Annotated in this window: 17 protein-coding genes and 1 tRNA gene; 7 read left to right on the top strand and 11 right to left on the bottom strand. The window is 47.8% G+C overall.

Features of this window, described 5'->3' with window-relative positions:
• Nucleotides 1–203: 203 nt before the first annotated feature.
• The 7 genes from VFC92_09455 to VFC92_09425 all read right to left on the bottom strand — a co-directional run bounded on the left by VFC92_09455 (nucleotide 204) and on the right by VFC92_09425 (nucleotide 10,299).
• Nucleotides 204–1,934: a sugar phosphorylase gene (locus VFC92_09455; GenBank protein HZK08414.1), complete on the bottom strand. Its 1,731-nt coding sequence runs from the start codon at nucleotides 1,932–1,934 to the stop codon at nucleotides 204–206.
• A 211-nt stretch (nucleotides 1,935–2,145) separates the two neighbouring features.
• On the bottom strand, nucleotides 2,146–3,357 hold the full coding sequence (locus tag VFC92_09450; GenBank protein HZK08413.1) for a hypothetical protein: 1,212 nt from the start codon (nucleotides 3,355–3,357) through the stop codon (nucleotides 2,146–2,148).
• 209 nt (nucleotides 3,358–3,566) lie between these two features.
• Nucleotides 3,567–5,018 (bottom strand): hypothetical protein, encoded by a 1,452-nt coding sequence (locus VFC92_09445; protein ID HZK08412.1) that lies wholly within the window; start codon nucleotides 5,016–5,018, stop codon nucleotides 3,567–3,569.
• Nucleotides 5,018–5,896, bottom strand: coding sequence for an HAD family hydrolase (locus tag VFC92_09440; protein ID HZK08411.1), 879 nt, complete (start codon nucleotides 5,894–5,896; stop codon nucleotides 5,018–5,020). The genes VFC92_09445 and VFC92_09440 overlap by 1 nt, the downstream gene beginning before the upstream one ends.
• On the bottom strand, nucleotides 5,847–7,199 hold the full coding sequence (locus VFC92_09435; GenBank protein HZK08410.1) for a glycosyltransferase family 4 protein: 1,353 nt from the start codon (nucleotides 7,197–7,199) through the stop codon (nucleotides 5,847–5,849). The genes VFC92_09440 and VFC92_09435 overlap by 50 nt, the downstream gene beginning before the upstream one ends.
• Nucleotides 7,200–7,525: 326 nt before the next feature.
• The gene (locus tag VFC92_09430) at nucleotides 7,526–9,463 is read right to left on the bottom strand and encodes a PEGA domain-containing protein (protein HZK08409.1); all 1,938 of its coding nucleotides are present in this window, start codon (nucleotides 9,461–9,463) and stop codon (nucleotides 7,526–7,528) included.
• Between the two features lie 77 nt (nucleotides 9,464–9,540).
• The gene (locus VFC92_09425; protein HZK08408.1) at nucleotides 9,541–10,299 is read right to left on the bottom strand and encodes a hypothetical protein; all 759 of its coding nucleotides are present in this window, start codon (nucleotides 10,297–10,299) and stop codon (nucleotides 9,541–9,543) included.
• A gap of 98 nt (nucleotides 10,300–10,397) precedes the next feature.
• Between VFC92_09425 and ileS the strand changes: the two genes are divergently transcribed.
• The 5 genes from ileS to VFC92_09400 all read left to right on the top strand — a co-directional run bounded on the left by ileS (nucleotide 10,398) and on the right by VFC92_09400 (nucleotide 17,962).
• Complete coding sequence (gene ileS, locus VFC92_09420) at nucleotides 10,398–13,835, top strand: isoleucine--tRNA ligase (GenBank protein ID HZK08407.1); 3,438 nt, start codon at nucleotides 10,398–10,400, stop codon at nucleotides 13,833–13,835.
• A 40-nt stretch (nucleotides 13,836–13,875) separates the two neighbouring features.
• Nucleotides 13,876–14,286, top strand: a complete 411-nt coding sequence (locus VFC92_09415) for a TraR/DksA C4-type zinc finger protein (protein ID HZK08406.1) — start codon at nucleotides 13,876–13,878, stop codon at nucleotides 14,284–14,286.
• Between the two features lie 109 nt (nucleotides 14,287–14,395).
• Nucleotides 14,396–15,013, top strand: coding sequence for a lipoprotein signal peptidase (locus VFC92_09410; protein HZK08405.1), 618 nt, complete (start codon nucleotides 14,396–14,398; stop codon nucleotides 15,011–15,013).
• A gap of 216 nt (nucleotides 15,014–15,229) precedes the next feature.
• Nucleotides 15,230–15,955: a murein L,D-transpeptidase catalytic domain family protein gene (locus tag VFC92_09405; protein ID HZK08404.1), complete on the top strand. Its 726-nt coding sequence runs from the start codon at nucleotides 15,230–15,232 to the stop codon at nucleotides 15,953–15,955.
• A 207-nt stretch (nucleotides 15,956–16,162) separates the two neighbouring features.
• Nucleotides 16,163–17,962: a L,D-transpeptidase family protein gene (locus VFC92_09400; protein HZK08403.1), complete on the top strand. Its 1,800-nt coding sequence runs from the start codon at nucleotides 16,163–16,165 to the stop codon at nucleotides 17,960–17,962.
• Nucleotides 17,963–18,456: 494 nt separating this feature from the next.
• Here VFC92_09400 and VFC92_09395 read toward each other — a convergent pair.
• A tRNA-Ala gene (locus VFC92_09395) sits at nucleotides 18,457–18,530 on the bottom strand.
• Between the two features lie 138 nt (nucleotides 18,531–18,668).
• Between VFC92_09395 and VFC92_09390 the strand changes: the two genes are divergently transcribed.
• Both VFC92_09390 and VFC92_09385 read left to right on the top strand, forming a co-directional pair.
• Complete coding sequence (locus tag VFC92_09390; GenBank protein ID HZK08402.1) at nucleotides 18,669–20,612, top strand: T9SS type A sorting domain-containing protein; 1,944 nt, start codon at nucleotides 18,669–18,671, stop codon at nucleotides 20,610–20,612.
• Nucleotides 20,613–20,757: 145 nt separating this feature from the next.
• On the top strand, nucleotides 20,758–22,581 hold the full coding sequence (locus VFC92_09385) for an ABC transporter ATP-binding protein (GenBank protein ID HZK08401.1): 1,824 nt from the start codon (nucleotides 20,758–20,760) through the stop codon (nucleotides 22,579–22,581).
• 105 nt (nucleotides 22,582–22,686) lie between these two features.
• Here the strand turns inward: VFC92_09385 and VFC92_09380 are convergent, their stop codons facing one another.
• Genes VFC92_09380 through VFC92_09370 form a run of 3 tightly spaced genes read right to left on the bottom strand, consistent with a single transcriptional unit; the run spans nucleotide 22,687 to nucleotide 25,758 of the window.
• Complete coding sequence (locus VFC92_09380) at nucleotides 22,687–23,715, bottom strand: lysylphosphatidylglycerol synthase transmembrane domain-containing protein (protein ID HZK08400.1); 1,029 nt, start codon at nucleotides 23,713–23,715, stop codon at nucleotides 22,687–22,689.
• Nucleotides 23,715–25,040: a Coenzyme F420 hydrogenase/dehydrogenase, beta subunit C-terminal domain gene (locus VFC92_09375; protein HZK08399.1), complete on the bottom strand. Its 1,326-nt coding sequence runs from the start codon at nucleotides 25,038–25,040 to the stop codon at nucleotides 23,715–23,717. Before VFC92_09375 ends, VFC92_09380 begins: the two co-directional genes overlap by 1 nt.
• Nucleotides 25,021–25,758, bottom strand: a complete 738-nt coding sequence (locus VFC92_09370) for a methyltransferase domain-containing protein (protein HZK08398.1) — start codon at nucleotides 25,756–25,758, stop codon at nucleotides 25,021–25,023. Before VFC92_09370 ends, VFC92_09375 begins: the two co-directional genes overlap by 20 nt.
• Nucleotides 25,759–25,761: the final 3 nt, after the last annotated feature.

Raw genomic sequence — 25,761 nt, 5'->3', positions numbered from 1 at the left:
TGCACCTTTAAAATAAGCTGTGTGCCGGGCAAAAATAGTAAGGAAAATTTTAGGAGGGCAGAAGATGTTGACTGAGCATTGCAACTTGAAGGCTGAGGACTGGCTTTACAGAAGACTTTAGGATTGCCATCCTCCTCCTTCGGTCGAGGTTTGCATCCCATCAAGCCGCGAATTCTTCCTACCTACTAAATTCTACCTACTTCTTACTTTCCCTCCAGCCAAAGCGTTTGATAGGGTTCCAAAACAAATGCTCCATCTCTTATTTCTGGTTTTTGACCGGTGAAAAGATCGATGGTTTCTTCGGGGTTATCGAGAAGGTTGGGCAGCGATGCCTCCTGCTGCGGAGTGATGTTGGTGATGCACAGGATGCGCTGCTTCCCGTCGGCACTGGAGCGTCGCAGCGCAATAAAGGCTTCGCCGGCTTCGATTATTTCCTGACGCGCCTCGGGATGAAATGCTTTTTGTTTTTTGCGGATGTTGATCCGTATTTTCAGTTCGGTGAGCACTGCCGCATGCGTGGTATCCTGCGCCAGCTGGGTTTCTATCTCCTGCTCGTCCCATTTGCGGCGGTTGATGGTGCGTGCCCTGCCGGTTTCGTTTACGCCTTCGTGGTAGTTGACTGTAGCCAAAAGGCTGTGAATGTAAAATGCCGGCAATCCTTGCAACTCGAGCATGATGGTTTGGGAAGCAAGGAAGCGTTGTTTTTGAAGGTCATCTTCGCCACGCACGGTTGTCTTCATGGCGTCGAAATAGGTGATATTGATTTCATAAGCGCTGTCGGTGCCGTCGTTGTTGCGGCGCGTAGAGATTACGCCGCCGTTTTGCTTCATGCCGTAGATCAACGACTCGCGTTCCTCTTCCGGCAGAAGCCCTTCGAGGGGACGCATCCCGATGCCGTCGTGCGAGGCGGTAAAGTTGAAATAGGTACACCCCGGCGGCAGCTCGGGTAGAGAGGCCACCCACTGGTTAAAATATTTGGAATGACCAACATGCAGCGCATGCAGCAGCAGCGGCGGCAGCGAAAACTGATACACCATGTGCGCCTCGTCGCCGTGTCCAAAATATTCGAGGTTTTCTTTGTTGGGGACGTTGGTCTCGGTAAGCAGAATGGCATTTGGGTCGACGGCCTCCATCACATCGCGCATGAGTTTAACGATTTCGTGCGTCTGTGCCAGGTGCAAAGAGCTTGTACCGGGTTCCTTCCAAAGGAAGGCGATGGCATCCATGCGAATCATCGAGGCGCCATTTTTCAGATAAAACAAAATCACTTTCACCATTTCGAGCAGTACGGCAGGGTTGGCAAAGTTGAGGTCGATCTGGTCGTCGCTAAAAGTTGTCCACAGATATTTTATGCCGCTGCTGGTTTCGAAAGGTGTAAGCAGCGGCAGGCTGCGCGGCCGAATCACCAACGAGAGGTCGGTGGCGGGGTCTTCTTCAATAAAAAAATCCTTGCCGGTACCTTCGCCGCGGAGGTAATTCTGAAACCACTGGCTGCTTTTGGAGATGTGATTGATCACCAGATCAGTCATCAGCTTGTAGTCTTCGCTCAGGCGGATGATGTCGTCCCAGTCACCCAGCTCCGGATTTACCTGCATGTAGTTGATCACCGAGAAGCCGTCGTCGGAGCTATAGGGGAAAAAGGGCAGCAGATGCACAAAGCTAAACTCCTCTTTCAGATGGCGGTTCAGAAAACGGTGCAACACCTGCAGCGCCGGCTCGGTGTCGTTGCGGATGCTGTCGCCGTAGGTAATCATCAGCACATCGCGCTCATCCCATTTTTTGGTAGGCTTTTTATCTTTTACATTCCGATCGATCTGCTCCAGAAAAGCATGCAGCTCCTCCTGCGGCAGCTCCCGGCCATAAATTTTGGTAAGCCGTTGCCAAAAATGTTTTACAAAATGCTCATTCAGGTTTTTATAGTGATGATCATCCATAGTACATTAATCTTTAAAAGTAAATCCCAAAGGAAAATGAAGCAAATCCCAAATAAATTTCAATATTCAAAACTCAATTACCAGCACGTTACAAATGTTTGAAATTTGTTTTTTTGTAATTTATAATTTGCCATTTGCCCCTGAACCAATTAATACTCCTCACCTCTCCCCTCTATCTTCTCCCTTCTACTCTCTATCTTTTACCCTCTTTCTACTTATTATCCTGTTCCACCGCAGCATAATATTCCGGGATAAAATCTCTGATGGCGCTTTGTATGCGTCGCCAACTGGGGATAAATGCGGCGTAATCCCAGTTGTTGAGCATGTCTTCGCCGGCCTGATACACCAGTCGCGAGAATAGCATCACCGTTTCTTCCTCCTGGTTGCGATCGTATTTAAAACCGTTGAACCGTGAGAGTGCGCTGTACTGCTCCACAAAGTCGAGCCCGATGCGGAAATAGGTGGAGCGGATGGAGCGGAAAGTTCCCTGCGAAAAAACCACCCCATTTTGCGCCAGCTTAATAAAGATGGCCATAGCGATGTCGTACACCATTTTAGCAAGTCCTTTGCCGGGATCGTCGGGTGACAACTCCTGGTGTTTGTGGTCGTAGCGGTCGGCAATCTCTACCTGGCAAATGCGGTTGGTGGAGTTGTTGCGATGCACTTCCGACAGGATGCCAATCTCAAGCCCCCAGTCGGAGGGAATGCGGATGGTTTTAAGTATGTCCACGCGCATCGAAAACTCGCCTGCCAGCGGATAGCGAAAGCTGTCGAGGTATTCGAGGTATTCCATAGGGCCGAAGAACTTTTTGAGTGCCCGCAGCAATGGCGTAACGAGCAGACGCACCACGCGGCCTTTGATATGTTCCTGGTCGGCGCGGTAGTAATAGCCTTTACAAAAACGGTAATTAAAATAGGGGTTTGCCACCGGATAAAGCAGCTTGGCAAGCATGGAGCGGTGGTAGGTTATTATGTCGGCATCGTGCAGGGCGATGGCTTCCGACTTGCCGGAACCGAGCATATAGCCAAAGCAGTACCAGGCGTTGCGCCCTTTGCCCATCTGGTCGGGTTCGAGCTTCATCTCTTTGAGCCGTTTGTCGAGCGCCATCAGTCGCGGGCCATCGTGCCAGAGGATGCGGTGGTTTTGGGGCAGCCGCGAAAAATATTCGCGTGCATGGTGAAACTCTTTTTCGGTGGCACGGTCCAGCCCGATGATCACCTCTGAGAGATAGGGCACCTTGCAAAGCTCGTCAACAATGGTTTTGAGTGCTTCATTCTCAAGTTCCGAATAGAGACTTGGAATGATTAGCCCCATGGGCCGTTGCACCGAGAAACGCTGAAGCTCAGCTTCGAGGTCTTCGATCGGCCGGTTTTTCATATCGGTAAGCGTAGTTACCAATCCGTTTTGATAAAAATCACCCATCTCAGTATAGTTTTAGATTGTGATACAATTGGTTACAAAATATTGTCTGTTTTTTAATTCAGATTTAGCAATTTAAGTACAAATTCCATTATAAAAAATACAAAACCCAAATAAATTTCAATGATCAAAAAACAAAGTGTTAGAAGTTTTTGAAATTGTTTTTTGAATTTTATTTGTCATTTGGGTTTTGTCGTTTGGATTTTTACAACTCATTTTAATAATCGTGTAAACATATTGATGATCAATGGTGTGAGCTTGTCGGAAATGATGGCATGGCCAAGTTTTTCGTTGAGTACTTTAAGGTTGTGCAGGATCATTTGGTTGCGGTAGCTGATGTCGGTCAGCAGCCTGAAGGTTTCTTCCACCACAACATCTGTCAGTTCGTCGTTGTTGATGGCCGGAAGCCGGAAACCCAGATGTTCGATTTCCTCTCTGTAAACTTTATAACGATTGATGGCCACCGGCAATCCGAACGAGATCATTTCGAGCAGGTTGTTGCCAAAGCCTTCCACCTCACTAAAGAAAGTACCTACACCGCCCACCGAAGCTACGATAGCCGGGATTTCGGCAAACTTGTAATATTTCTTATCCACAATAATATCGCGGTGGGAGAGGATGTGGCTTTCGCCAAATATCAACACCACGTTGCTGTGCGGATGATGCGCCAGCTTTTCATTAAAATATATTTTTAAATACTTTTTGTATTCAAATTGTTCGTCACCCGAATGGCCGCTCACCAGCACCGTCACACATTTTTTAATGCCGTGATTCAGGTATTTCTTCTCCAGTTCAAAAGCCATATCAATAGCCGTTTCAATACGCTTTCGCGGAACAACACGCGTGTGTTGCAGCAGTATCACGGCATCCTGCATGGTCATTTTGCGTTTGGAGAGTTCTTCTTTCAAACCCACATCTTCAAAAAAGGAGTTGTTGTAATTATCCACCGGCGGATGAATCAACTGGTCGCTGTCCCAGGGTTTGTCTTCCCATTCCCAGGTGATGTCGCTGGTGTTGGGAATTACCACAGCACGCTGCTTGAAAAACGACTCCAGCCGCGGCGCATTGTAAGTCGAAAACCAGCGCTTGCCCAGCTCAATCTGCGATTTGTTGATAAAAGCTATTCCGTCGATTTCGGTGCCGGGAAGGTATTTCAAAAACTTTTCGATTACCGGATTGGGATTTGAAAAAATATCGCGCTCGAAATAGGAATCGTGCCACCATACCATCACATTGGGCCAGATGATGCCCTTGCCGCGCAGCTCTTCGAGATAATATCCCAACCCGACAGCGGTGATAAAATTATACGGATGCGCCGTGTTGTGGGCAATGAGCAGGTCGATCTGGTGCTTTTCTACAAATCGGGCAATGACTTCCTTGGCATACATCGCCTCGCTGTGGATAAGCTCTGCCAATCCCTTGGGCGGCTTGGCCGCAAAATATTTGATGATCTTTTTGTGAATTTTGTTCTTATGCCAAAAGATGTCGTCGGTTTCGGCATTGAAGCGCGGCGAGATATGCGCTGCCAGAAAATAAATGTTTCCCAGCCGGATGCCCATATCGTTCACCATGGCATTCACCGTTTGATCGATCACGATCGAAACGCCATCGTTTTTGCCGATGAGCGAGTGCAAAATTCCTATGTTAAGATGATGAACGTTCATTATTTGATGATTTGTTTGAGTTGTATTAATTCGGTAATCACAGCGTCGGGGCGCAGATTTTTCACCTCCGCTTTGTCTTCGCGTAAGCGCAATGCCCGCTCGTCGCCGGCAAAAAACACCGTTTTCATTCCCATATCCTGCGCCGGATAAATGTCGTTGTACATGTCGTTGCCTACAAAAACAGACTCCTGCGGCGCGATGCCATAGTTTTCTTTCAAAGCTTTAAGCACCGGAGCAAAGAGCGTACGATCCGGTTTTGCTTTGCGCAAACTATACGAAAATTGCGTGATGTCGTCGTTGAACAGCGGCAGGCTCTCGGTATTTCTGGCCTGGCCATCGATGAAATAGTTCATCATCACCGGCGTGTAAAACTGTGCGTTGGAAACGATGCCAAGTGGATATTTCCGGTCGTGAAAATAATGCAGCACCTCGAGCATGTCAGGCATGGGATGTATTTTGTTGCTGAGCATTTCAAAGACAAACGTCAACCGGGTGATGTCGGAAGCACCGTTGGTGGTAATGTACGCGCTATCGAGGGCATATTTCAGCCACTCGTCCCACACCAGGCGGATGTCGGTTTCGGGAAAAGGAACGCCGGCATCACGCAACTGCTGCTGGTGTTTTCGCAGGGTGTCGGTAAATTTCTGTAACAGTTCAGCTACCACAGCTTCTCCTTTTTTCGGGTTATTTTCAGGCAGAAGATAATCTGCCTCTTCGAGGGCAGTGCGCATATTTTGCTGGGAGAGGTCTATCTGGTCAATGTCGCCGGAGGCCGAGACTACCAAGGTGCCATAAATGTCGAAGATGATAGCTTTAATTCCGTCGATTTTATCCAGTCGTGGAGCCACTGCGGTGGGTATCGGCTGAAGGTCGGTCATCGTGTTCAACCATTTTTCGATATACTTCATAGAGTGTGTGTGCATAGTTATTTAATGAATATTTCTCTTCTATTACCTTGCGATTGTTTTCGATCACCACCCCAGGCACCTCGTCGAAGAGCTTCAGAAGCGCAGGGTTTTGCCGACGGATTTTTTCAGCGAAAGCTTCATCCTGCAATACCCTACCGATGATTTGCTGCTGCTGATTCATCTCCAGCTTAGCGAAGTCAGTGATCCCGTTTTCTGTTTTCACCATTATCTCTTCGTACAGCAGCGGAAACCGAACGCCGCTTTCTATCAGGTCGCTGGTAACATAGTCAATATTGCGTCCCATTACCGGCGTGCCGAGCAGCCACGGTTCCAAAAATACCATGCCAAAACCTTCGCGTATGCTGGTGGTAAGGCAGAGATCGCTGGCGATCATCAGTTTCATAAAGTCCACTTTAATCCCTGCTTCAAAAACAATATCAAGTTGAAAGCGCTGGCAAAAACCTTTCCAGTTTTGATAAGGCTTCACCTCCACGGGATTCCTGGGAGGCTGTGTAACCAGCCAGTGGGCACGATTGGCAAACATAGCGCTGAGCAAAATAAACTCACCGATATTCTTCCGGCGTATCACCCGCACCGGGTAGGTGATCAACAATTTGTTGCCATCCAACCCCAATGTCTGGCAGATCTCATCGCGCACATTTTCAACAACCGTCCCCTCCGTTTTGTTGACATTCACCGGATTGGGCAGCAGCGTGACACGTTTTTCAGGAATGCCCTCCTGCAACAACCTCTGGTAATCGAAACTGTTGAGCGTGGCAAAAAAGCTGGTGGAATTATCAGGATACAACACCTGGTGCAAATCCTCCTGAAAATAATCTTCAATGATCTCCTGCAGAAACTCCATGTTGTCGGGACGGTCTTCGGCAAAGTCGTGGCAATGGTTGAACAGATGATAGCCCTGGCGCGCCATGGTCGAGAGTGCCAGGGTGAGCACAGGATTTTTGCCGAGGTTCAGGTTATGCGCATGAATAATCGTCTGCCGGTCGATATGCTTTTTCAGAAAGTTTGTGATATCGGCAAAAAGCTCCGGCAACTCCTCTTCAAGCCCACGGCTGCGGTACAGATAATCGAGTGGCAGATATTCGAAGATTGTTACATTGAGCACCTCAAAGGGTTTTGGGTCGGTGGCATGGCCGGTAATTACAACGATTTCAATTTCAGGAAATGCGCTGCGCAAACTCTCCGCCTGCAACTGCATGATGCGCGTTACACCACCCGGATTGAGATGATGATGCAAAATGACGACTTTCATAATTTTGTTTTTAAAGGTTTACAAATCAAAGGTGTCTAAACAAACATAGGCAATAGGTAGTTTGGATGCACCATCTTTAAAATAGTTTAACGAAGGGGGAAGAGGTTGTCGGGTTATTAAGTTGTAGGATTTTTAACCCCTGACATTCGGCTGAGGCTTGGCCTGCTTTTTCTAATCATTGGAACAGGCTCAGACTGTAAAAATAGACCGGCTGAGGCACAGCCCGCCCAAACTAAAGTAGGAAAAAGTTGTCGGTTCGTCAAGCTATCGGGTTGTCCAAAATACCAGATTCGCAGTCCCGAAGAGGATCGCAATTCTCCAAACCCTTATTTAAGCGGAAAACACATGCCGCCGGCAGTAAGAAATTGGGTGCCATGCTCGGTGTTGAACCAAACTTCGCCGCTCACATAAAAATAGCGCAGCAACCGCAGCGACACTCCGACAATAGGATTTAATTTCCATTTCCCTTTGTGCGCCACCGAAAAATAGTCGCCTTTGAGGATTTTGTCACCGTAATATTTATGGGAATAATCTTCGCCCGCCAGATAAACATCGGAATAGTAAACCTTGCCAATTGTGGTTCCGGCAACGATGGACAAACCGGGCAATTTCGATAGGAAAAAATGTAGTTTCAATGAAAAGAAAAAGTCCACCGAGTCGGCGTTGCTTTCTTTTCCTGCGGGAGCGCTAAGTGAAAGATCGGAATAATGTGAAACATCCACATTTTGATGCTGCACGGTCTGGCTGAACTCCTCTGCAGACGGACTGTAGCCTCCCACGCCAATGCCCACCGAAGAGCGTGCCCAAGTAAATTCGCCACCCCAGGAATCGTCCAGGCCATACATTATTCCAAGACGGTAATGATCGGAGCTGCGCAGGTCGAAATTTACTGTTTGTCCGGATTTGATCACCTCCACATTGCGCTGTCTGGTAAAATAGCCTTGCTTGTAAACCTTCACGCTATATTTGCCATAAGGCAGTTCCAGCTCTTTATTAGTGAGACCCCGATTTTTGCCATCAACATACAGTTGTGCTCCGGCCGGGTTTGTCGAGACAGTTACCGCCAGCAAATCAGGCTTCAGGCTAAAATGCAGCGCATCAGTATCTTTTCCTACCTGCACATTTTCATGCAGGTCGTGGTATTTTGCTTTTCGCAATAATAGCTGGTTAGCACCATAGCCCATCAAAATAGTCGCCGGCGTAACACCGACCAGATTCCCATCCAGATAAATTTCAGCTTGCGCTGGCTTCGAAGTAATGCTCACAAGCCGGCTGTGCTGTAGCTCTTCATTAACGTAAGTGATATTATTCTCGGTTATAATAATGGTTTTGGTCACCTCCAGATATCCTTCCGCCGAAAGCGTAATCTGATAATTACCCGTCAGAAGCGTATCTGTGTAAGGAACTCGTCCGGCCATTTTACTATTGATATGCAGGATAGCACCCATGGGGGTTTCTACTTTTAATATCCCCAGCATTGGGTCAAGTTTGTATTTCAAATTTGTTCGCTCTCCGGGAAATACCTCAATCTGCTGCTCCTGCTCATAATAATTGTCGTGACGGATGCTGATGGTATGACGCCCTACATCGACTCCCTTTGCATCACCAACAAAATTCTGATCGCCGGTGCCCACAAATTTATTATTAATAAAAATTCTGGTATCTTCCGGCTCCACGGCTATCAGCACATCGCCCCAGCCAGGCGTGAGAGTAATATGGTGGGCAATCATTTCGCCGGGATGCACGGTAAGGATGGTGTCGAGGGTAGCATGGCGAAACTTGGTGATGGTAACGGAATAAGGAAATGCAGGATAGTTTTTGAGCGTGTCGGGAGTGGTAAACTCCAGCCCCGAAAGCTCTCTGATTTTTACCATGGCGCCCGGCGGATCGGTGAATAGAATGAGCGAACCGGTGGCAGCGGTGGCCTTTTGCTTGTTGGTAACTTCGAGCACATACACTTTCGACGATTCGACAGGGAGATTCAGGGGGATGTGTTTTGTAATAAAACCATCTTTGTAAATGGTGATCCTCTTTTCGCCCGGCGAAACATACAGCCAAAATTCGCCGCTTTTTAGCTGAATATCGCCTACCAGATATTTGCCGGCATCGAAAGCCAGGTCACGCAGATCGGTACGCACTTTTATAATGGCACAGGCTTCGTCGTTGGCATCCTTGCGCTCATAGCGCAGCGCCGAAAGATCAGTCTCCGCCAGGGTAAATGATCGCACCACAAACTCATCGGCGTAAGCCACCGATAAAGTCATTGTGAAAATCAATAAAAAGCAAAACCGCATAAGTTGTTTTTTATGCTAATGAAAAATCCAAAGTTGTTCCTTCACTATTATTCTGCAGTGATGTAATTGGTTGGGACTATCTTACCGTGGTCGATCGTAAAAACATGCCATTTGTTGCCGCGGCCGTCGGTGGGAATGGGAAATTGTTCGAGCAAGCGGTTGTTGCCATACACTTTTACGGTTGCTTTGGATTTGCTAAGCTTACGGGAATTTTCGTCGGCGCGGTTGGTGTAATCATGCACCCAGAATTCGTAGTGACCTTCTGTATTCACTTCGCGAATGGTAATCGTTTCGGGGCCCCAGCTGTCGGTGTCGTCGCGATCGAGGCGGGCTTCGCCGTCATCTGACACTTTCATGTCGCGATAAGAGATGTGGTAGCTTTTATCTTTGGTAAGATGAGCATCCAGATCGGCAGGACGACGCCCCCAATCAACAATGATGCGCATGTTTTCCATGGCCATCACCGGCGATACGGAAATGCGATTGTTGAAAATTGTGCCGGCCAAAGCCTCCAGACTTACATCAGTGGTGATGTAGCCATCGGCAGCAAAGTTAACCAGGTACAAAGCCTCCTCTTCGCCACGCGGAAATTTGATTTTCCCTTCGGCATCGGTAAAGAAAGTACCTGCATCTTCGATGGTAATAATGGCGCCTTTTATCGGATTTCCGCTGAGGGCATCGTAGAAGCGCAAGGTGTAGTTGCCGGCATCCATCTCATCGTCGAGAACATCTTTCATTTTGTCCACTTGTCCGGCGGCAGAAACTGCCAGGAAAGCTGCGAAAAGTAACGTCAGGAATTTTTTCATAACTTGCTATTTTTTAATGATGAGCAAAAGTAGGAAAATCTGTTGAGTTTATTTTTATATTTTTGCAGCCGCAAATTTTTTAAGTGCAAATTTTTTACATGTCAGCAAGATACAACGAATACAACCAACTGAATCTTCCTAAAATCGCAGACGAAATTCGCGTTTTTTGGGAAGAAAACGACATCTTCCACCGCAGTTTAAAAAACCGGGAGGATGGCTCGAAATATATCTTTTACGAAGGGCCGCCGTCGGCCAATGGCAAGCCGGGCATCCATCATGTTATGGCCCGCACCATCAAAGACATTTTTTGCCGTTACAAAACCCTCAAAGGTTTTTATGTTCCGCGCAAAGCGGGCTGGGACACCCATGGGTTGCCTATCGAAATAGCTGTCGAAAAAACCCTTGGCATCACCAAAGAAGACATCGGACGCAAGATAACGGTGGAACAATACAACGACGCCTGCCGCAAAGAAGTGATGAAATACAAAGGCGAGTGGGACGACCTGACGCGACAGATGGGCTATTGGGTAGATCTTGACGATCCATACATCACCTTCGACAACAAATACATCGAAACGGTGTGGTATCTTTTGTCGAAACTTTACAAAAAAGATCTGCTTTACAAAGGCTACACCATCCAGCCATATTCACCAGCTGCCGGCACCGGCCTAAGCACCCACGAGCTTAACCAGCCGGGATGCTACCGTGATGTGAAAGATACCACCGTCACCGCTCAGTTTAAAGTAATCGACGACGATAAATCGCACTTTTTGTTTTCCAAAGAAAATGAAGAAGCGTTTTTCCTGGCCTGGACCACCACGCCCTGGACATTACCGAGCAATACCGCACTTGCGGTAGGCAACAAAATACAATACGTTGTAGTCCGCACTTTTAATGCCTATACCGGACAACCCATCACGGTGGTGCTGGCCAAAGATTTGGTGAACAGCTATTTCAATCCAAAGGCACAAGAAATTGCGCTGACCGAATACAATTCCGGCGACAAGCTGGTGCCTTACCAGATTATTAATGAAATTAGCGGAAGCCAGCTCGAAGGCCTTCGTTATGAACAACTCATTCCGTGGATAAAGCCTGATGGCGATGCATTCAGAGTAATCACCGGCGACTTTGTAACCACCGAAGATGGAACCGGCATCGTACATATTGCGCCCACCTTTGGCGCCGACGACGACCGTGTGGCACGCGTTGCAGGTATTGTGCCGCTGGTGCTGATAGATAAAACCGACAGCCGCCGCCCGATGGTCGACCTGCAGGGACGCCTTTTCCGAATTGAAGAACTCGACGATGATTTTGTTCGTCAATTTGTAGATGTGGATACCTACGGCGAATATGCCGGCAGATATGTAAAAAACGAATACGACGCCACTGCCGACGAGCAAAGCCCTGTACTTGACATAGACCTTTCGGTGATGCTCAAGCTAAACAACCAGGCTTTCAAAATAGAAAAGTACGTGCACAACTACCCACACTGCTGGCGTACCGACAAACCGGTACTGTATTATCCGCTCGACTCCTGGTTTATAAAAACTACAGCCTACAAAGAGCGCATGATCCGGCTCAACGAAACCATCAACTGGAAGCCGCGCGCTACCGGTCTGGGACGCTTTGCCAACTGGCTCGAAAACCTTGTGGATTGGAACCTTTCGCGCTCGCGGTTTTGGGGCGTGGGATTGCCCATCTGGACTACGGAAGATAGAAAAGAACAAAAATGTATCGGCTCGGTGGCCGAATTAAAAGCCGAAATAGAGAAAGCTATCGAAGCCGGCTTTATGGAAGAGAATCCGCTCACAGCTTTCGACACCAACGATCAGTCGAACGAAAACTACGATAGTTTCGACCTGCACCGTCCCTACATCGACGACATCATTCTGGTGTCGGAGAGCGGCCAGCGTATGACGCGCGAACCCGACCTGATAGATGTATGGTTCGACAGCGGCGCCATGCCTTACGCGCAGTTTCATTATCCATTCGAAAATAAAGATCTCGAATCCTATTTCCCGGCCGATTTTATTGCCGAAGGTGTTGATCAGACGCGCGGATGGTTTTTTACGCTACACGCCATCTCCACCATGATCTTCGACTCGGTGGCTTTCAAAACATGTGTTTCCAACGGTTTGGTTCTCGACAAAAACGGCAACAAAATGTCGAAGCGTCTCAACAATGCCGTCGATCCTTTTGAAACAATCAATACCTATGGCCCCGACGCCACGCGCTGGTATCTGATCACCAACTCGCAGCCCTGGGACAATCTGAAATTTGACCTCGAAGGAATTGCCGAGGTGCAACGCAAGTTTTTCGGCACCCTTTACAACACCTATGCATTTTTTGCGCTTTACGCAAACATCGACAAGTTTGATTATTCGCATGAAGAGATCGCCTTAGCTGATCGTCCGGAGCTTGACCGCTGGATACTTTCGGAATTGCACACACTCATCGGACAGGTAGATGCTGCCATGGACGACTACGAACCCACCCGCGCCGGGAGAGCCATTGCGCAATTTGTAGACGATAAACTCAGTAACTGGTACGTGCGCCTTTCGCGTCGGCGTTTTTGGAAAGGTGAGATGACCGGCGACAAAATTTCGGCTTACCAAACGCTTTACCAGTGTCTGGAATCACTGGCAGTGCTCAGCGCACCGCTGGCTCCCTTTTTCGCCGAAAGGCTCTTCACCGATCTCAACAGCATTACCCACCGATACAACGTACCATCAGTGCACCTCATGGATATGACCGTGGCCAATACATCGATGATAGACGAAGACCTGGAGCAGAAGATGCAGCTGGCGCAAAAAATTTCGTCGATGGCGCTATCGCTGCGCAAAAAAGTTAAGATAAAAGTGCGCCAGCCGCTCAACAAAATTATGGTGCCGCTGTTAAGCCCACAGTTCAAAGAGCAGGTGTCGGCGGTAGAGCATCTGATATTGTCGGAAGTAAACGTGAAGCAACTGGAGTTTCTGAAAGACGACAGCGGCATCGTGAGCAAGAGCCTGAAAGCTAACTTTAAAGAATTGGGACCACGCTATGGCAAGCAGATGAAAAAACTGGCTGCCGAGCTTGTTGCTTTTACTCCGGCACAGATCGATCAACTCGAGAAAAACGGCAGCTACCAACTGCACCTGGATAGCGAAATGATCGAGATTTTGCTTAGTGACGTAGAGATAATCACCGAAGATATTCCCGGCTGGCTTATCGCCAACGACGGAGCCTTGACCGTGGCCCTCGACATCTCCCTCACCGAGGAGCTGATCGATGAGGGCATTGCCCGCGACCTGGTGAACCGCATCCAGAACCTTCGCAAGGACAAGGGCTACGAAGTAATCGACAAAATAAACCTTATCATTGCAAAAGATTCTGAAAAAATAAATCAGGCCATCGAAAACAATTATAATTACATTTGCTCGGAAACGCTGGCGCTTTCGCTCGAATTGGTCGAAAGCATTAATGAACAGCAGAGCGAAACCATAGAGATAGGAGACGAGTTGCAAACCATGATCTCGATAGAAAAGGCCGGATAATAGTTATTATGAAGTAGTAATTTTTTAAAGTTTGGAAATCATGACAGAAAACAACGAAAATGTAACTGCCAAAAGCAAATACAATCAAGAGGAACTCGAGGAGTTCAAGCTGATAATTCTGGAAAAACTGGCAAAAGCACGCGTCGATCTCACGCTGCTCACCGAAGCCTATACCAACAACAACGAACACGATACCAACGATACCTCACCAACTTTTAAGGTACTCGAAGAAGGATACAGTGTGCTGTCGAAGGAAGAAAACAGCCGCATGGCCGCACGTCAGCAGAAGTTCATCACCAACCTGGAGAACGCACTGATGCGCATCGAAAACGGAACCTACGGTATCTGTCGCGCTACGGGCAAACTTATAAGCAAAGAACGCCTGCGCAGCGTACCACATGCTACCCTTAGCATCGAAGCCAAGCTGCAGCAAACTCCGCAACGCAGATAGTTTTGAGCTTTAGCCGACACCAAATCATACAAGCGCCCTTTCGGTTCCCGGCCGGCAGGGTGCTTTGCTATGGAATCACGCTACCATTACTACCAAAAGTTTTTCTCCGTTGAAAAAGCCGCTGATCGTCATCTTTGTGATCCTGATTCTGGATCAGATTCTTAAAATTTATATCAAAACTACCATGTCGCTGGGGCAGGAGTTCCACGTGGCTGGCAACTGGTTTATCATACATTTTACCGAAAACCCAGGGATGGCCTTCGGGCTGTCGTTTGGCGGAGAATGGGGCAAGCTGCTGCTGAGCCTTTTCCGGCTTGCCGCCATAGCAGCCATCGGGTGGTACCTTTACAACCTGATTCAGAAAAAAGCAAACACGCTGCTTCTGGTATGCATTGCGCTGATATTTGCCGGTGCCGCCGGCAACATGATCGACAGCGCTTTTTACGGCATGATCTTTAGCCAGTCCACTTTTCATTCCGTTGCCCAGTTTATGCCCGAAGGCGGCGGCTACAGCAGCTTTCTGCATGGCCGGGTAGTGGATATGTTTTATTTCCCCATCATCGAGGGTTACTACCCGCAGTGGGTGCCGCTGCTTGGCGGGCAGGAATTTGTGTTCTTCCGCCCGGTATTCAATCTGGCTGATTCAGCCATCACCATTGGCGTGCTCATGCTGATTTTTTTTCAGCGTAGCTTTTTTGCTTCGGGAAGGAAAGTTCAGGATGAGTAGAGACAAGGCATGCCTTGCGCGGAAACAGACGCGGCAATGTTAAGTATGTTTGCTTGTGTTTTATTCATAATGGGAGGATGCTAATAATTAATGACTCGCTGATTGACACGCACTCGAACCATCATTTTTTAACTAAAATTATGAACCGGCAATAATTTCGGAACTGAGCAGTTATTTATCTTCACAACACAAATATCGAAAAACTATAGACTGCCGATGATCAAAAAACTTATTGCGATCTCGTTCGCATTATTGGCTTTTGCAGGCCTCTCGTTTGTTACTTCACATTTATCTGCCACCACTCCCTCTTCTCCAACCAGTGATGCTTACGCCAAAGCACCCGAGCTTTACGAAGAAATCGGTTCAATCAATCAAAACTATCCGTCCTACGATGTTTTCGCTTTAGCGATAAAAGGTTTTAATAATTTAAAGGCCACCCAAAAAATCAAAAAGAGCATTCTCACGGTAATCGATTTCAGCAAATCTTCCAACGAAAAACGCCTGTGGGTAATTGATCTGAAGACCCGTAAAGTGCTTTTTAACGATTATGTGGCGCATGGCCGTAACTCAGGCGATGAGTTTGCAAAAACATTTTCCGACATCCCCAGCAGCTACATGAGCTCCATCGGCTTTTACGTTACCGACATAACCTACCAGGGCAAGCATGGCCTCTCTTTGCGGCTCGATGGTGTGGATGGCAATTTTAACAAAAACGCCCGCGAGCGTGCCATTGTAATGCATGGTGCCGATTACGTGAGTCCTGATTTTATTAACAAATATGGCCGCCTGGGGCGCAGCTTCGGATGCCCGTCGGTGTCGATGGAAATCTACAAAGACGTGATAGAAACCATCTGCGACGGCAGCCTGCTGTTTATCTATTATCCCGACAAAAAGTATTTGCAGCACTCATCAATCCTGAATCCGCCGGGTTCGGCAACTTGATTACCTAAATTCTTCGGCTCGCATCTCTGCCATGGTGTGGAATAAATTCTATGTTCTCCGCACCAGGTAAATTATCGTACCAGGCTTTTTTACTTTATTACAAGCCGCTTTCGCTAAATATTCCTAAAATCACATGCTGAAACTTGTTTGGCATGATATTCACTGTGGTGCCGGTTATCAATCAACAAATGAATAACAACCCCAGACATGATCAAACCGGAAAAATCCAGGCAAACTTTTACAACTCACGCCACCAATTCATCAATAAATACCTCTGCATACAATCAACGATTGATCCGTTTGGCCGGCAATTTGGCAACAGTTGCATTAACGTTGCTTTTGCTCTTCACTTTTTCGTGCCGGTCACATCGTCCGCCTTTGCAAACGCACCTCGAACCGCTCCCTACTCCTATCATCAAAAGCAAGGCAAACAAGAAATATTTGAGCATAATCTCCGTCAACAATCATTTTGATGAATTTGCCTTTCCGGCAAATGAGCAGAATCTTCTGGTTGAATTTTATAACATAAATGGCAACCATCCCATGTGGCTCGACGACGACAGGCTAAACCGCAACGTGCAGGATCTGTTTGTAAATATCCAAAATGCCCGAACCGACGGGCTCAATCCCCTCAACTACGGTGTTGACGAAATTGAGAAACAAGTCAATCAAATAACACTTCTCGATGACGACGATCCCACTCTACCCAATTTATATGCACGGCTCGACATAGTGCTTTCACGGGCGTGGTTTGCATACGCTGAAGATTTGCAGAATGGCATTGTAGACCCGGCAAAGTTTAGTTCCGGCTGGAAAAAGATAAAGCAACAAGTAAACCTGCCCGAACTGCTTACCAAAGCATTAAAAAAACATCAGATACCACAATCGTTTGACGAACTGCGGCCACAAGATATTCAATACAACCGCCTGCGCAATTATCTTGCACAGCTAATCAAAACACAGGAAAACGGTGGTTGGCCTTTGCCGGGATTTTTTGAAACCCTCGAAACGGGCGACAGCAGCACACATGCAGTTGCCGTTCGTAAGCTGCTGCTGGCTACCGGCGATCTACAACCAAAAGACACCACCAACCTTTCGCCCCTTTTTGACGAAGAGTTAAAAATGGCGGTGACTTCATTTCAGCAGCGTCACGGACTAAAACCCGATGGCATCATTGGTAAAAATACGCAGGAAGCAATGAACCGAAGTGTCGATTACCGCATCAAGCAACTGGCCGTTAACCTGGAACGCATGCGCTGGCTGCCCCACCTGCACGACAAAGAACATATTGTGGTGAATATTCCCGAATTTGTATTGCGCTCCTACCGCAACAACAAGGTGAAAGCGCAAATGAATGTGGTGGTCGGCAATGTGAGCAATCCTACGCCCATCCTGCTCAACACGATAAAGTACATCGTTTTCAACCCTACGTGGAACGTCCCGCCCAGCATCACCCGCCGGGAAATGGTGACGAAAATGAAATCTGACTCCAGCTACCTCGAAAAAAACCAATACGTCCTGCTCAAAGGTTCGTATGTGAGCCGCGACACCATCAACCCCACTGATGTCGATTGGGCAAACATTACTGCCGACAACTTCCCGTATCATGTCGTTCAGAAGCCTGGCAGAATAAATGCGCTTGGCAAGGTAAAGTTTCTCTTTCCCAACGATCAGAATATCTATCTGCACGACACCCCTTCCAAATCCCTATTCCAGCAATATGAGCGCGGCTATAGTCATGGCTGCGTGCGACTGCAGGAACCTGAGCGCCTGGCTTTGCATCTGCTCGAAAAACAAATGACCGAAAAGGAGCTGCGCGAAATTATTGCCAGCGGCAAAACAACCACCGTGGAACTCCGCCAAAAACCCATCATCTACTTCGTCTACCAAACCACCTGGGTGGACGACAACCAACAGATAAACTTCCGGAAAGACATCTACAGCTTTGACGAGAAGATGATGGAGATGTTAGGCGAAGAGCCAGCAATGCAGAGTAGCAGGAAATAACCAGGGGCGAAGTTAAAAGCGAAAATAACTCTAACATCACATCAAATCTTTTCCTTTAAAGGCTTTTCATTTTCTTGACGGCTAATTCGTTTTTAGAGTGAAAGTCTTCGGTGAAAAACAGTGTCCCCCTTTCCACTTTCCTAATCTTTGGTGACACCTTATCATCAATACTTTGCACGTAGTACCATCTTTAATTATGTCGTACTAATAGTACATATTTGCGACACTTTATGTTATTTTCGTAACAACTTTAGCATAAATATGTTACAAAATAGTCCTGCAAAGACAAGGTGCTTTATGTGGAAACATTAAACCGCCTGGGTTGACGACAATAACCAGCTAAACTTCCGGAAAGATATCTACAGCTTTGATGAGGAGATGATAACACTATTGAAACCGGATGATCTGTGGAAAAATAATCTGATGGTAGAGTGATATGAAGGAAAGAAATACGAAAAAAAAGGCAGCTACATTTGTAACTGCCTCTTTTCGTGTGGAGCATATCGGAATCGAACCGATGACCTCTTGACTGCCAGTCAAACGCTCTAGCCAACTGAGCTAATGCCCCATGATGATCTCTGAACTTATTCCGCCTTTTTTGAAGCGGGCTGCAAATGTACTATTTTTTGCATTTTAAGACTCAAAAATTATTTTTAATTTTGCTGAAGCTCTTTTAATTGGGTAACATCATTTAAAAAACCAAACTATGAAACGAGTAATATTTACAGCTTTGATAATTACGATGGCTTTCAGTACCATTGTTGCGCAGCCGTGGCAGCAGCAGTCGGGCATTTTCAATCCCAGCGGTGTGCCGAGTCTGCCTTTTTCGCAGCCGCGTTTTGCCGACCTCGATGGCGATGGTGACCTTGATCTGCTAATTGGCAACATCGACGACAAGCCTTTCTTTATGGAAAATGATGGCGATAATGCAAATCCACATTTTGTGGAAGGTGCCGACATTATGGCTCCTGTTTCGTGGCTTGATGCTGAAATGGGCGTGTTTTATGATTTGGATGGCGATGGCGACCTGGATTTGATCACCGGAGGATATACGGGGCTTCACTTTTTTGAGAATACAGGCTCGCCACAAGTAGCTGCTTTTGTAGAAGTAGCAGGTTTTTTTAATGGCCTGCAGGTGGGTTCCTATCCAATCCCTGATTTTGGAGATATCGACGGTGATGGCGATGGCGATATGGTGGTGGGATTGAGTGAGAGTGGATTGGTGCTGTTGTACGAAAATACCGGCACCGCGCAGCAGGCTGAATTTTTACAAGCCAATATCTACGAAATGGGAGATGTGGGATTGTATGCCTATCCACATTTTGCCGATCTGGATTCCGATGGCGATCTGGACTTGCTCGTTGGCCGAGATGGATTCGGATTCATTTATTACAAAAATAATGGCACGCCCACCGTGCCGGTGTGGGAAACGGATAATTCAGTATTTGCAGGCCTGGGGATGGAAACCTACTGGAACTCTCCGGCCATTGCCGATCTTAATGGCGACGGCTTGCCCGACCTGGTGTTTGGCGAAGCTTCGGGGCCGCTACAATATTTCATCAACAGCGGTACGCCCACCGCACCCGAATGGCAGGAGAATCTGACGCTTTTTGGTGGCGTGATGGACGTGGGCGGCGCCAGCAATCCCGTTTATTTCGATTTTGATAACGACGGCGATTGGGATCTGATTTCGGGCAGCCAGATGGGTGATATTATTTATTACGAAAATATTGGCACTGCCAGCGGCCCGGCCTGGAAAGAGAACAGCGCATATTTTTCATCCATTGATCATTCTATTTACAGCGCCATTGCCATTGGCGACCTCGACGGCGACGGCCTGCCCGATGCGATAGTGGGCGACCTTAGCGGCAAGCTTTATCATCATCGCAATACCGGTGAGGGATTTGAAGAAATAGGAGAGATTCCGGGCATTGCGCTGGGAGGCTGGTCGGCACCACGGCTGGCTGATCTTGATGAGGATGGCGACCTCGACATCATTGCCGGCAGCGAAGATGGCCGGTTGCACTTTATCGAAAACACCGGAACCATTTACAATCCGCAGTGGCAGCTCGTGAGCGGCTATTTTAGCGGCATCAACGTGAGCAGCAACTGCGTGCCGGCACTCGTTGATCTGGACGACGACGGCGACCTCGACATCTTGTGTGGCAACATCTGGAGCGAGCTTACTTATTTTGAAAACCAGGAAGGAACATGGGTAGAAGTTCCGGGATTATTTGATGGAATAGAGACGCACCAAAATACTGCTCCCGCCTTTGCCGACCTGGACAACGATGGCGACCCTGACCTTACACTGGGTGAATACAGCGGCGTGTTTAGCTATTATCGTAATAATAAATTTGTGGTCGGAATCAACGATCCTGCTGTTGCCGCAAGTCGCCTGCAAGCTACTTTAACACCCAATCCATTTTCGGACGCTTGTGTTGTTAATTTTGAAAACACCAGACCAGCTACAGCAGAGCTGCGCGTGATGAATCCTTATGGAATTACAGTGCACACAACACGGTCAGCAGAACTGTCAGCCGGGAAGCAATCGATAGAATGGAACGCAACCGGACTGCCGACAGGGATTTATTTGTTCCGTCTACGCGTGGATGGTGAGGAGATTATTTTGAAAGGGATGAAGAAGTAGGCAGGAGCCAATGATGAATGGTGAGCGATGAGATTGGTTGCTTTTAATATAACCGTTCACCACTCACCTCTGACCACTTATTATCGGTATCTTGAAAAGGTTTCCCAACTTTTAGTAACATTGCAGCCTGAAATAAATTAAGTAGATGAAAAGACTTCTGGAAATACTGCGGTACATCAAAAATTATCTGGGTTACGCCAGCCTCAACGTGCTTTTCAATGTGCTGTCGGTGATCTTCAACCTCTTCTCGCTAACGATGGTGATCCCGTTTCTGCAACTGCTTTTCGACACCACCAAACTGGTTTACGAAAAGCCGGCGCTTGCCTGGAACGTTGAGGCCATCAGTAATTATTTCAACTACATCATCAGCAGTGTAATCATTGAGCACGGTCAGGTACAGGCGCTGCTGTTTATCTCGCTGTTGGTGGTAGCTCTGTTTTTCCTGAAAAACCTAAGCCGCTATCTGGCGATGTTTTTTCTGGCGCCGTTGCGCAATGGCGTGGTGAGGGATATCCGCAACGACATCTATCACCGCATCCTCATATTGCCGCTCTCCTATTTCTCGGAGCAGCGCAAAGGCGACATCATGTCGCGCATTACCAACGATGTGATGAACATTGAGTGGTCGATCATGCAGTCGCTCGAAATGATCTTTCGCGAGCCGCTCACCATCATTTTCTTTCTGGTCACACTCATCATCATCAGCCCGTCGCTTACCTTGTTTGTGGTTTTGTTGCTGCCCGTTGCCATGCTATTGATAGCCTTGATAGGCAAAAGTCTTCGCCGCACTTCGGCGCGCAGCCAGCGGCAGCTTGGCACCATTCTCTCCATTGTCGAAGAAACCATTTCGGGGCTGCGCATCATCAAAGGGTTTAATGCGATCGAAAAGACCGATGAGAAATTCCGTGAGCAAAACAACATGCTTACACGCACTATGACGCGCCTTTTCAGGAAACGCGACCTTGCTTCGCCCATGAGCGAATTCCTTAGCACACTGGTGCTGGTGGTGGTGCTCTGGTTTGGCGGTCAGCTTGTGCTGGAGCCAGGGAGTAATCTGCCACCCACAGTTTTTATCTTTTATGTGGTGGTGTTTTCGCAGCTTATCGTGCCGGTCAAATCGGTTACAGAGGCCTATTATAATGTACAAAAAGGCGTGGCCTCGGCAGAGCGCATCCGTGAAATAATTGATGCCGACGAAGTGATTGTAGAAAAACCTGATGCTTTGCGCAAAAACGACTTCACAAGCGCTATCGAATATCGCAACGTTTATTTTGCCTATGAAAAAGAAGATGTTTTAAAAAATATCAATTTAAAAATCCTCAAAGGAAAAATGGTGGCGCTGGTGGGAGCTTCGGGCAGCGGAAAAAGCACCATGGTGGATCTGTTGCCGCGTTTTTACGACTGCACTGGCGGCGAAATTCTCCTCGATGGCATCAACATTTGCGACCTGCACATCAAAGACCTACGCGAACTAATGGGCATCGTTACACAGGAAACCATTCTTTTCAACGACACTGTTTTTAATAATATCGCTTTCGGGATGGAAAATGTCGATCGCGACTCGGTGATAAAGGCAGCAAAGATTGCCAACGCTCACGAATTTATCAGCAACATGCCCCACGGCTACGACACCAATATTGGCGACCGCGGCATCAAGATGTCGGGCGGCCAGCGGCAGCGAATCAGCATAGCACGCGCTGTGCTAAAAAACCCGCCGGTGATGATCCTCGACGAAGCCACCTCAGCGCTCGACACCGAGAGCGAACGTCTGGTGCAGGAAGCCTTGCTAAATCTCATGAAAAACCGAACCTCTGTGGTCATCGCCCACCGCCTCTCCACCATCCAGCATGCCGACGAAATAGTAGTGCTCGACAAAGCGGAGATCGTCGAACGCGGCACCCACCAGGAGCTGCTAAGCAAAGGCGGCGTTTATAGCCGGCTCATCTCCATGCAGTCGTTTGGGCAGTAAGATTTTTAAGATTCCACAACAATCTCCACACGTAATAAAATTTCAAAAAACCAAATCTCAATTATTCCTTAGCATTTGAGTCAATGGGTTTTTAATATTGAAAATCTATTTGTGATTTGTTTCCTGTGATTTGTTTTTCCTGTTTCGCTCTCCATTTTTACTGCTAAAGCGATTTCTAATTTTCCTAAAATCTTCTTTGACAAGCGCCAACGGGATTCCCGATGAATACCAAAAGTATAGTCCGATTAATCCGCCCCAAACAAAAAAGGTGAGAAACTGAAGCAACGAAAAGCTGATGGCTGTTTCGGCAGAGATTCCATAAAAAGCCAACAAATAAATAAGTCCAGCCTCGCGGGTACCGAATCCGGCTATGGAGATCGGAAGCAGCAATATCAATCCGATAAGGCTGATGATGAATCCTGATTCGAGAAATGAAATATGGATGTTCAGCGAATAAAACAACAACTCTATCCCACCAAAAAAGATAGCGTAAGCCAGCGCCGTAAAGAGCCAGATATACCAATTTTTGCTATCAAGCATTTGCTCCATACATTTGATAAGAAAGCTCAGAATTTTGCTATCGCGTTTAAGTTTTTTTGTTATTAATTTTAAAATTAAAAACCCAATAAACAATGCAAGCAGCAGCATTACAAAAGTTACAACCAACAACAACATTGGTGAGAAAGAAGGTATAAGTTTAAAATAGAAAAACAATCCTGCCAATCCAAACCAGGAGAGAAAAAACATATCGAAAAGCCTGTCGAGCACCACGCTGCGCAGGGCAGCAACACCATCAATCCCAGGAATATGATGACGTGCATCGTACACTTTTATCAATTCGCCCAGCCGACCCGGCGTAACAACGCCAACGCTATAAGCCGCGAAATAGGCGCGAATCGCTCTCCGGCTGCTGTATTCATACCCTTCCGAATGCAATAGCATTTTCCAACGGAATCCTTTTACGGCCAGCACCACCAACACCACCGGCAACACTAACAGCAGACACCAGCCGCGCAAAGACTGCCAGGCTGCCCAAAAATCCTCTATGTCGAATGAAATGTTGCTGAACAAAAGCCACAGAATCAACACCGAAGAAAGGACTTTAAAAATTGTATTCCAATATTTCGATTTCATTATACCAGCTCCTTGCGCTTTATTTTATTGGTCGATTTCTTCCACAGGGTGCGTGCTTTCTCAAATATTTTCCCCACAAACACCGGGTTAAACTGCTCCACGCTCCACCGCGCCAGGCGGGTGCGCATCAGCACAAACATGCTGCTGATCATGGCTTCCATCAGCCAACGGCTCACCGGAAATCCTTTGATGCGGTAGCCCCAGTCGGGAATGGCTTTGCCGGTCATGCGCCGGAAAGTGATGCGGATAAAGCTGCCACGCTTTTTAAAATCGTAACCGTGGCTATGCATTTTTATAGCTTCTTCCTCGGTTATGGGATTGGCTTCCAGCCGCCCTTCTTTTATCATTTCATCGATGATGGCCTGCCCCTGCTGCGTACGACTGATGATCATCGAAAACCCGAGGCCACGCTCTTCATAAACGGGCGCCCAAGCATCACCTCCGCTAATGTCGGTAAACTCATTGGTGAAATCGGTGCAATACAAACTGTTTTGCAGCACGTGAAACGGGATAAGATAATTGGCGTGAAACTTTTTAAGCTCTATCACCCGCCCCGACTTCATCTCGATGCGCATGTTGCCCGGCCATTCGCCATAGCGAAAATATAGCTTGCTGATGTTGTGATAATCGCGTTCGCCGTAGGTCCGCAGGAAGCTCCGTACCGACGAGAAATAAAGCGTATTGCCATAAAAAGGCCCAAAGAAATACTTGATATTTTTCACTGCCAGATCGCCGGCTTGTTGCAGTTTGCGTATCGACTGTACCTGTGGCGGAATGCCTACAAACGCCAGCACGCCGTCGAAAGCAGCTATCTGCGGAAGCAATTCATTGACGGAGCTGATGGTATATTTGCTTTGCGCGGCTTCGAGAATGTCGGCGCGGGTGGTGGCAATAAAAGGCTCGCTAAGCCAGGGCTTGGTGTGCGACATACGCAGCGTTACTGCGCCGTCGATGCGGCCGGTTTCGAGCAAAAAAATTAGTACGGCTGAGATGATTCCACCGCTGGCACCGTTGCGACGAACCTCTTCATCGGTGCTGTAGCCGATCATCAACTTCTGGTATGGGCCAATATATTCGTGAAAGTGTGGAGCGTCGGGATAGAAATGATTGCGGTAAAACGGGAAGTCAAATTCTTTGCCCGGGCAGGCTTTCCAGGCGCGTGCCGCAGTGGCATCGTCGACTTCAGCAATCTGGCGGGGCAGATAACGCCCTTCGCGGTCGTCGAAGATGATGCTGCCGCCCGACAATCCCACGCAGGAGCCGCACCGCGTGCATAGCTCCGAGCGCATCACTTTATTTAGTTTATCAATATTTTTCGCAGACATAAAATTGGCGTATTCCCAGTTCAGAAACAAACGTGCGCTGAAAGCGGTCGATAATTTTCTCGCCCCACCGTTGCAACCATGCCGGCCCAACAGGCAAAAGCACGGTGCCATGGTGAAGCAGCAATTTCCATCCGGAGGCGGCAAGCATCTGCTTCACCTCCCGCGATGGCAAAAAACGATGCGGCCCTTCACCATGACCGCCAAACAAAGCAGTGAAAATGCGATAAGGAATTTCGCTGGTAGCAGGCGGACAACTCAGCACCATCCTGGCCGCCGGTGTCGATACACGGTGCATCTCATTAAGAAAAGCAACAGGTTCCATCACATGCTCCAACGTTTCCAGCGACACCACCCGATCGAAAGTATTGTCGGCAAAAGGCAGGCTGCTGTAGGTAGAGATTTTTATTTGTTTGGCTTGTGGCCGAACCCGTGCCGCTTCGCGCATAAGCCCGGAGGAGATTTCGGCATTGGTAATTTCGGCGTCGGGCATGGCAGCGCGCAGATAGTCGTCGGCTTCGCAGTCGCGGCTGGTAACATTTAAAATTTTCAAACCGGCAGCCGGCGCCAGATGCTTCACCGTTTCGCGAAAGCGCTGGTCGTGGGCATCTTTTACCTTGTTGTTTTCGGCAATGTAAATGTCGGCCACTCTGTCCCAGTGCGCCTCCACCTCACGGTCGTGCCATTTCTGCCTGTACATTCTGCTGGATTTTTGCGTCATCGG

The organism is Bacteroidales bacterium, from assembly GCA_035647615.1.
Lineage (GTDB): Bacteria > Bacteroidota > Bacteroidia > Bacteroidales > 4484-276 > SABY01.
This window is presented reverse-complemented; position numbering and strand designations above follow the sequence as displayed.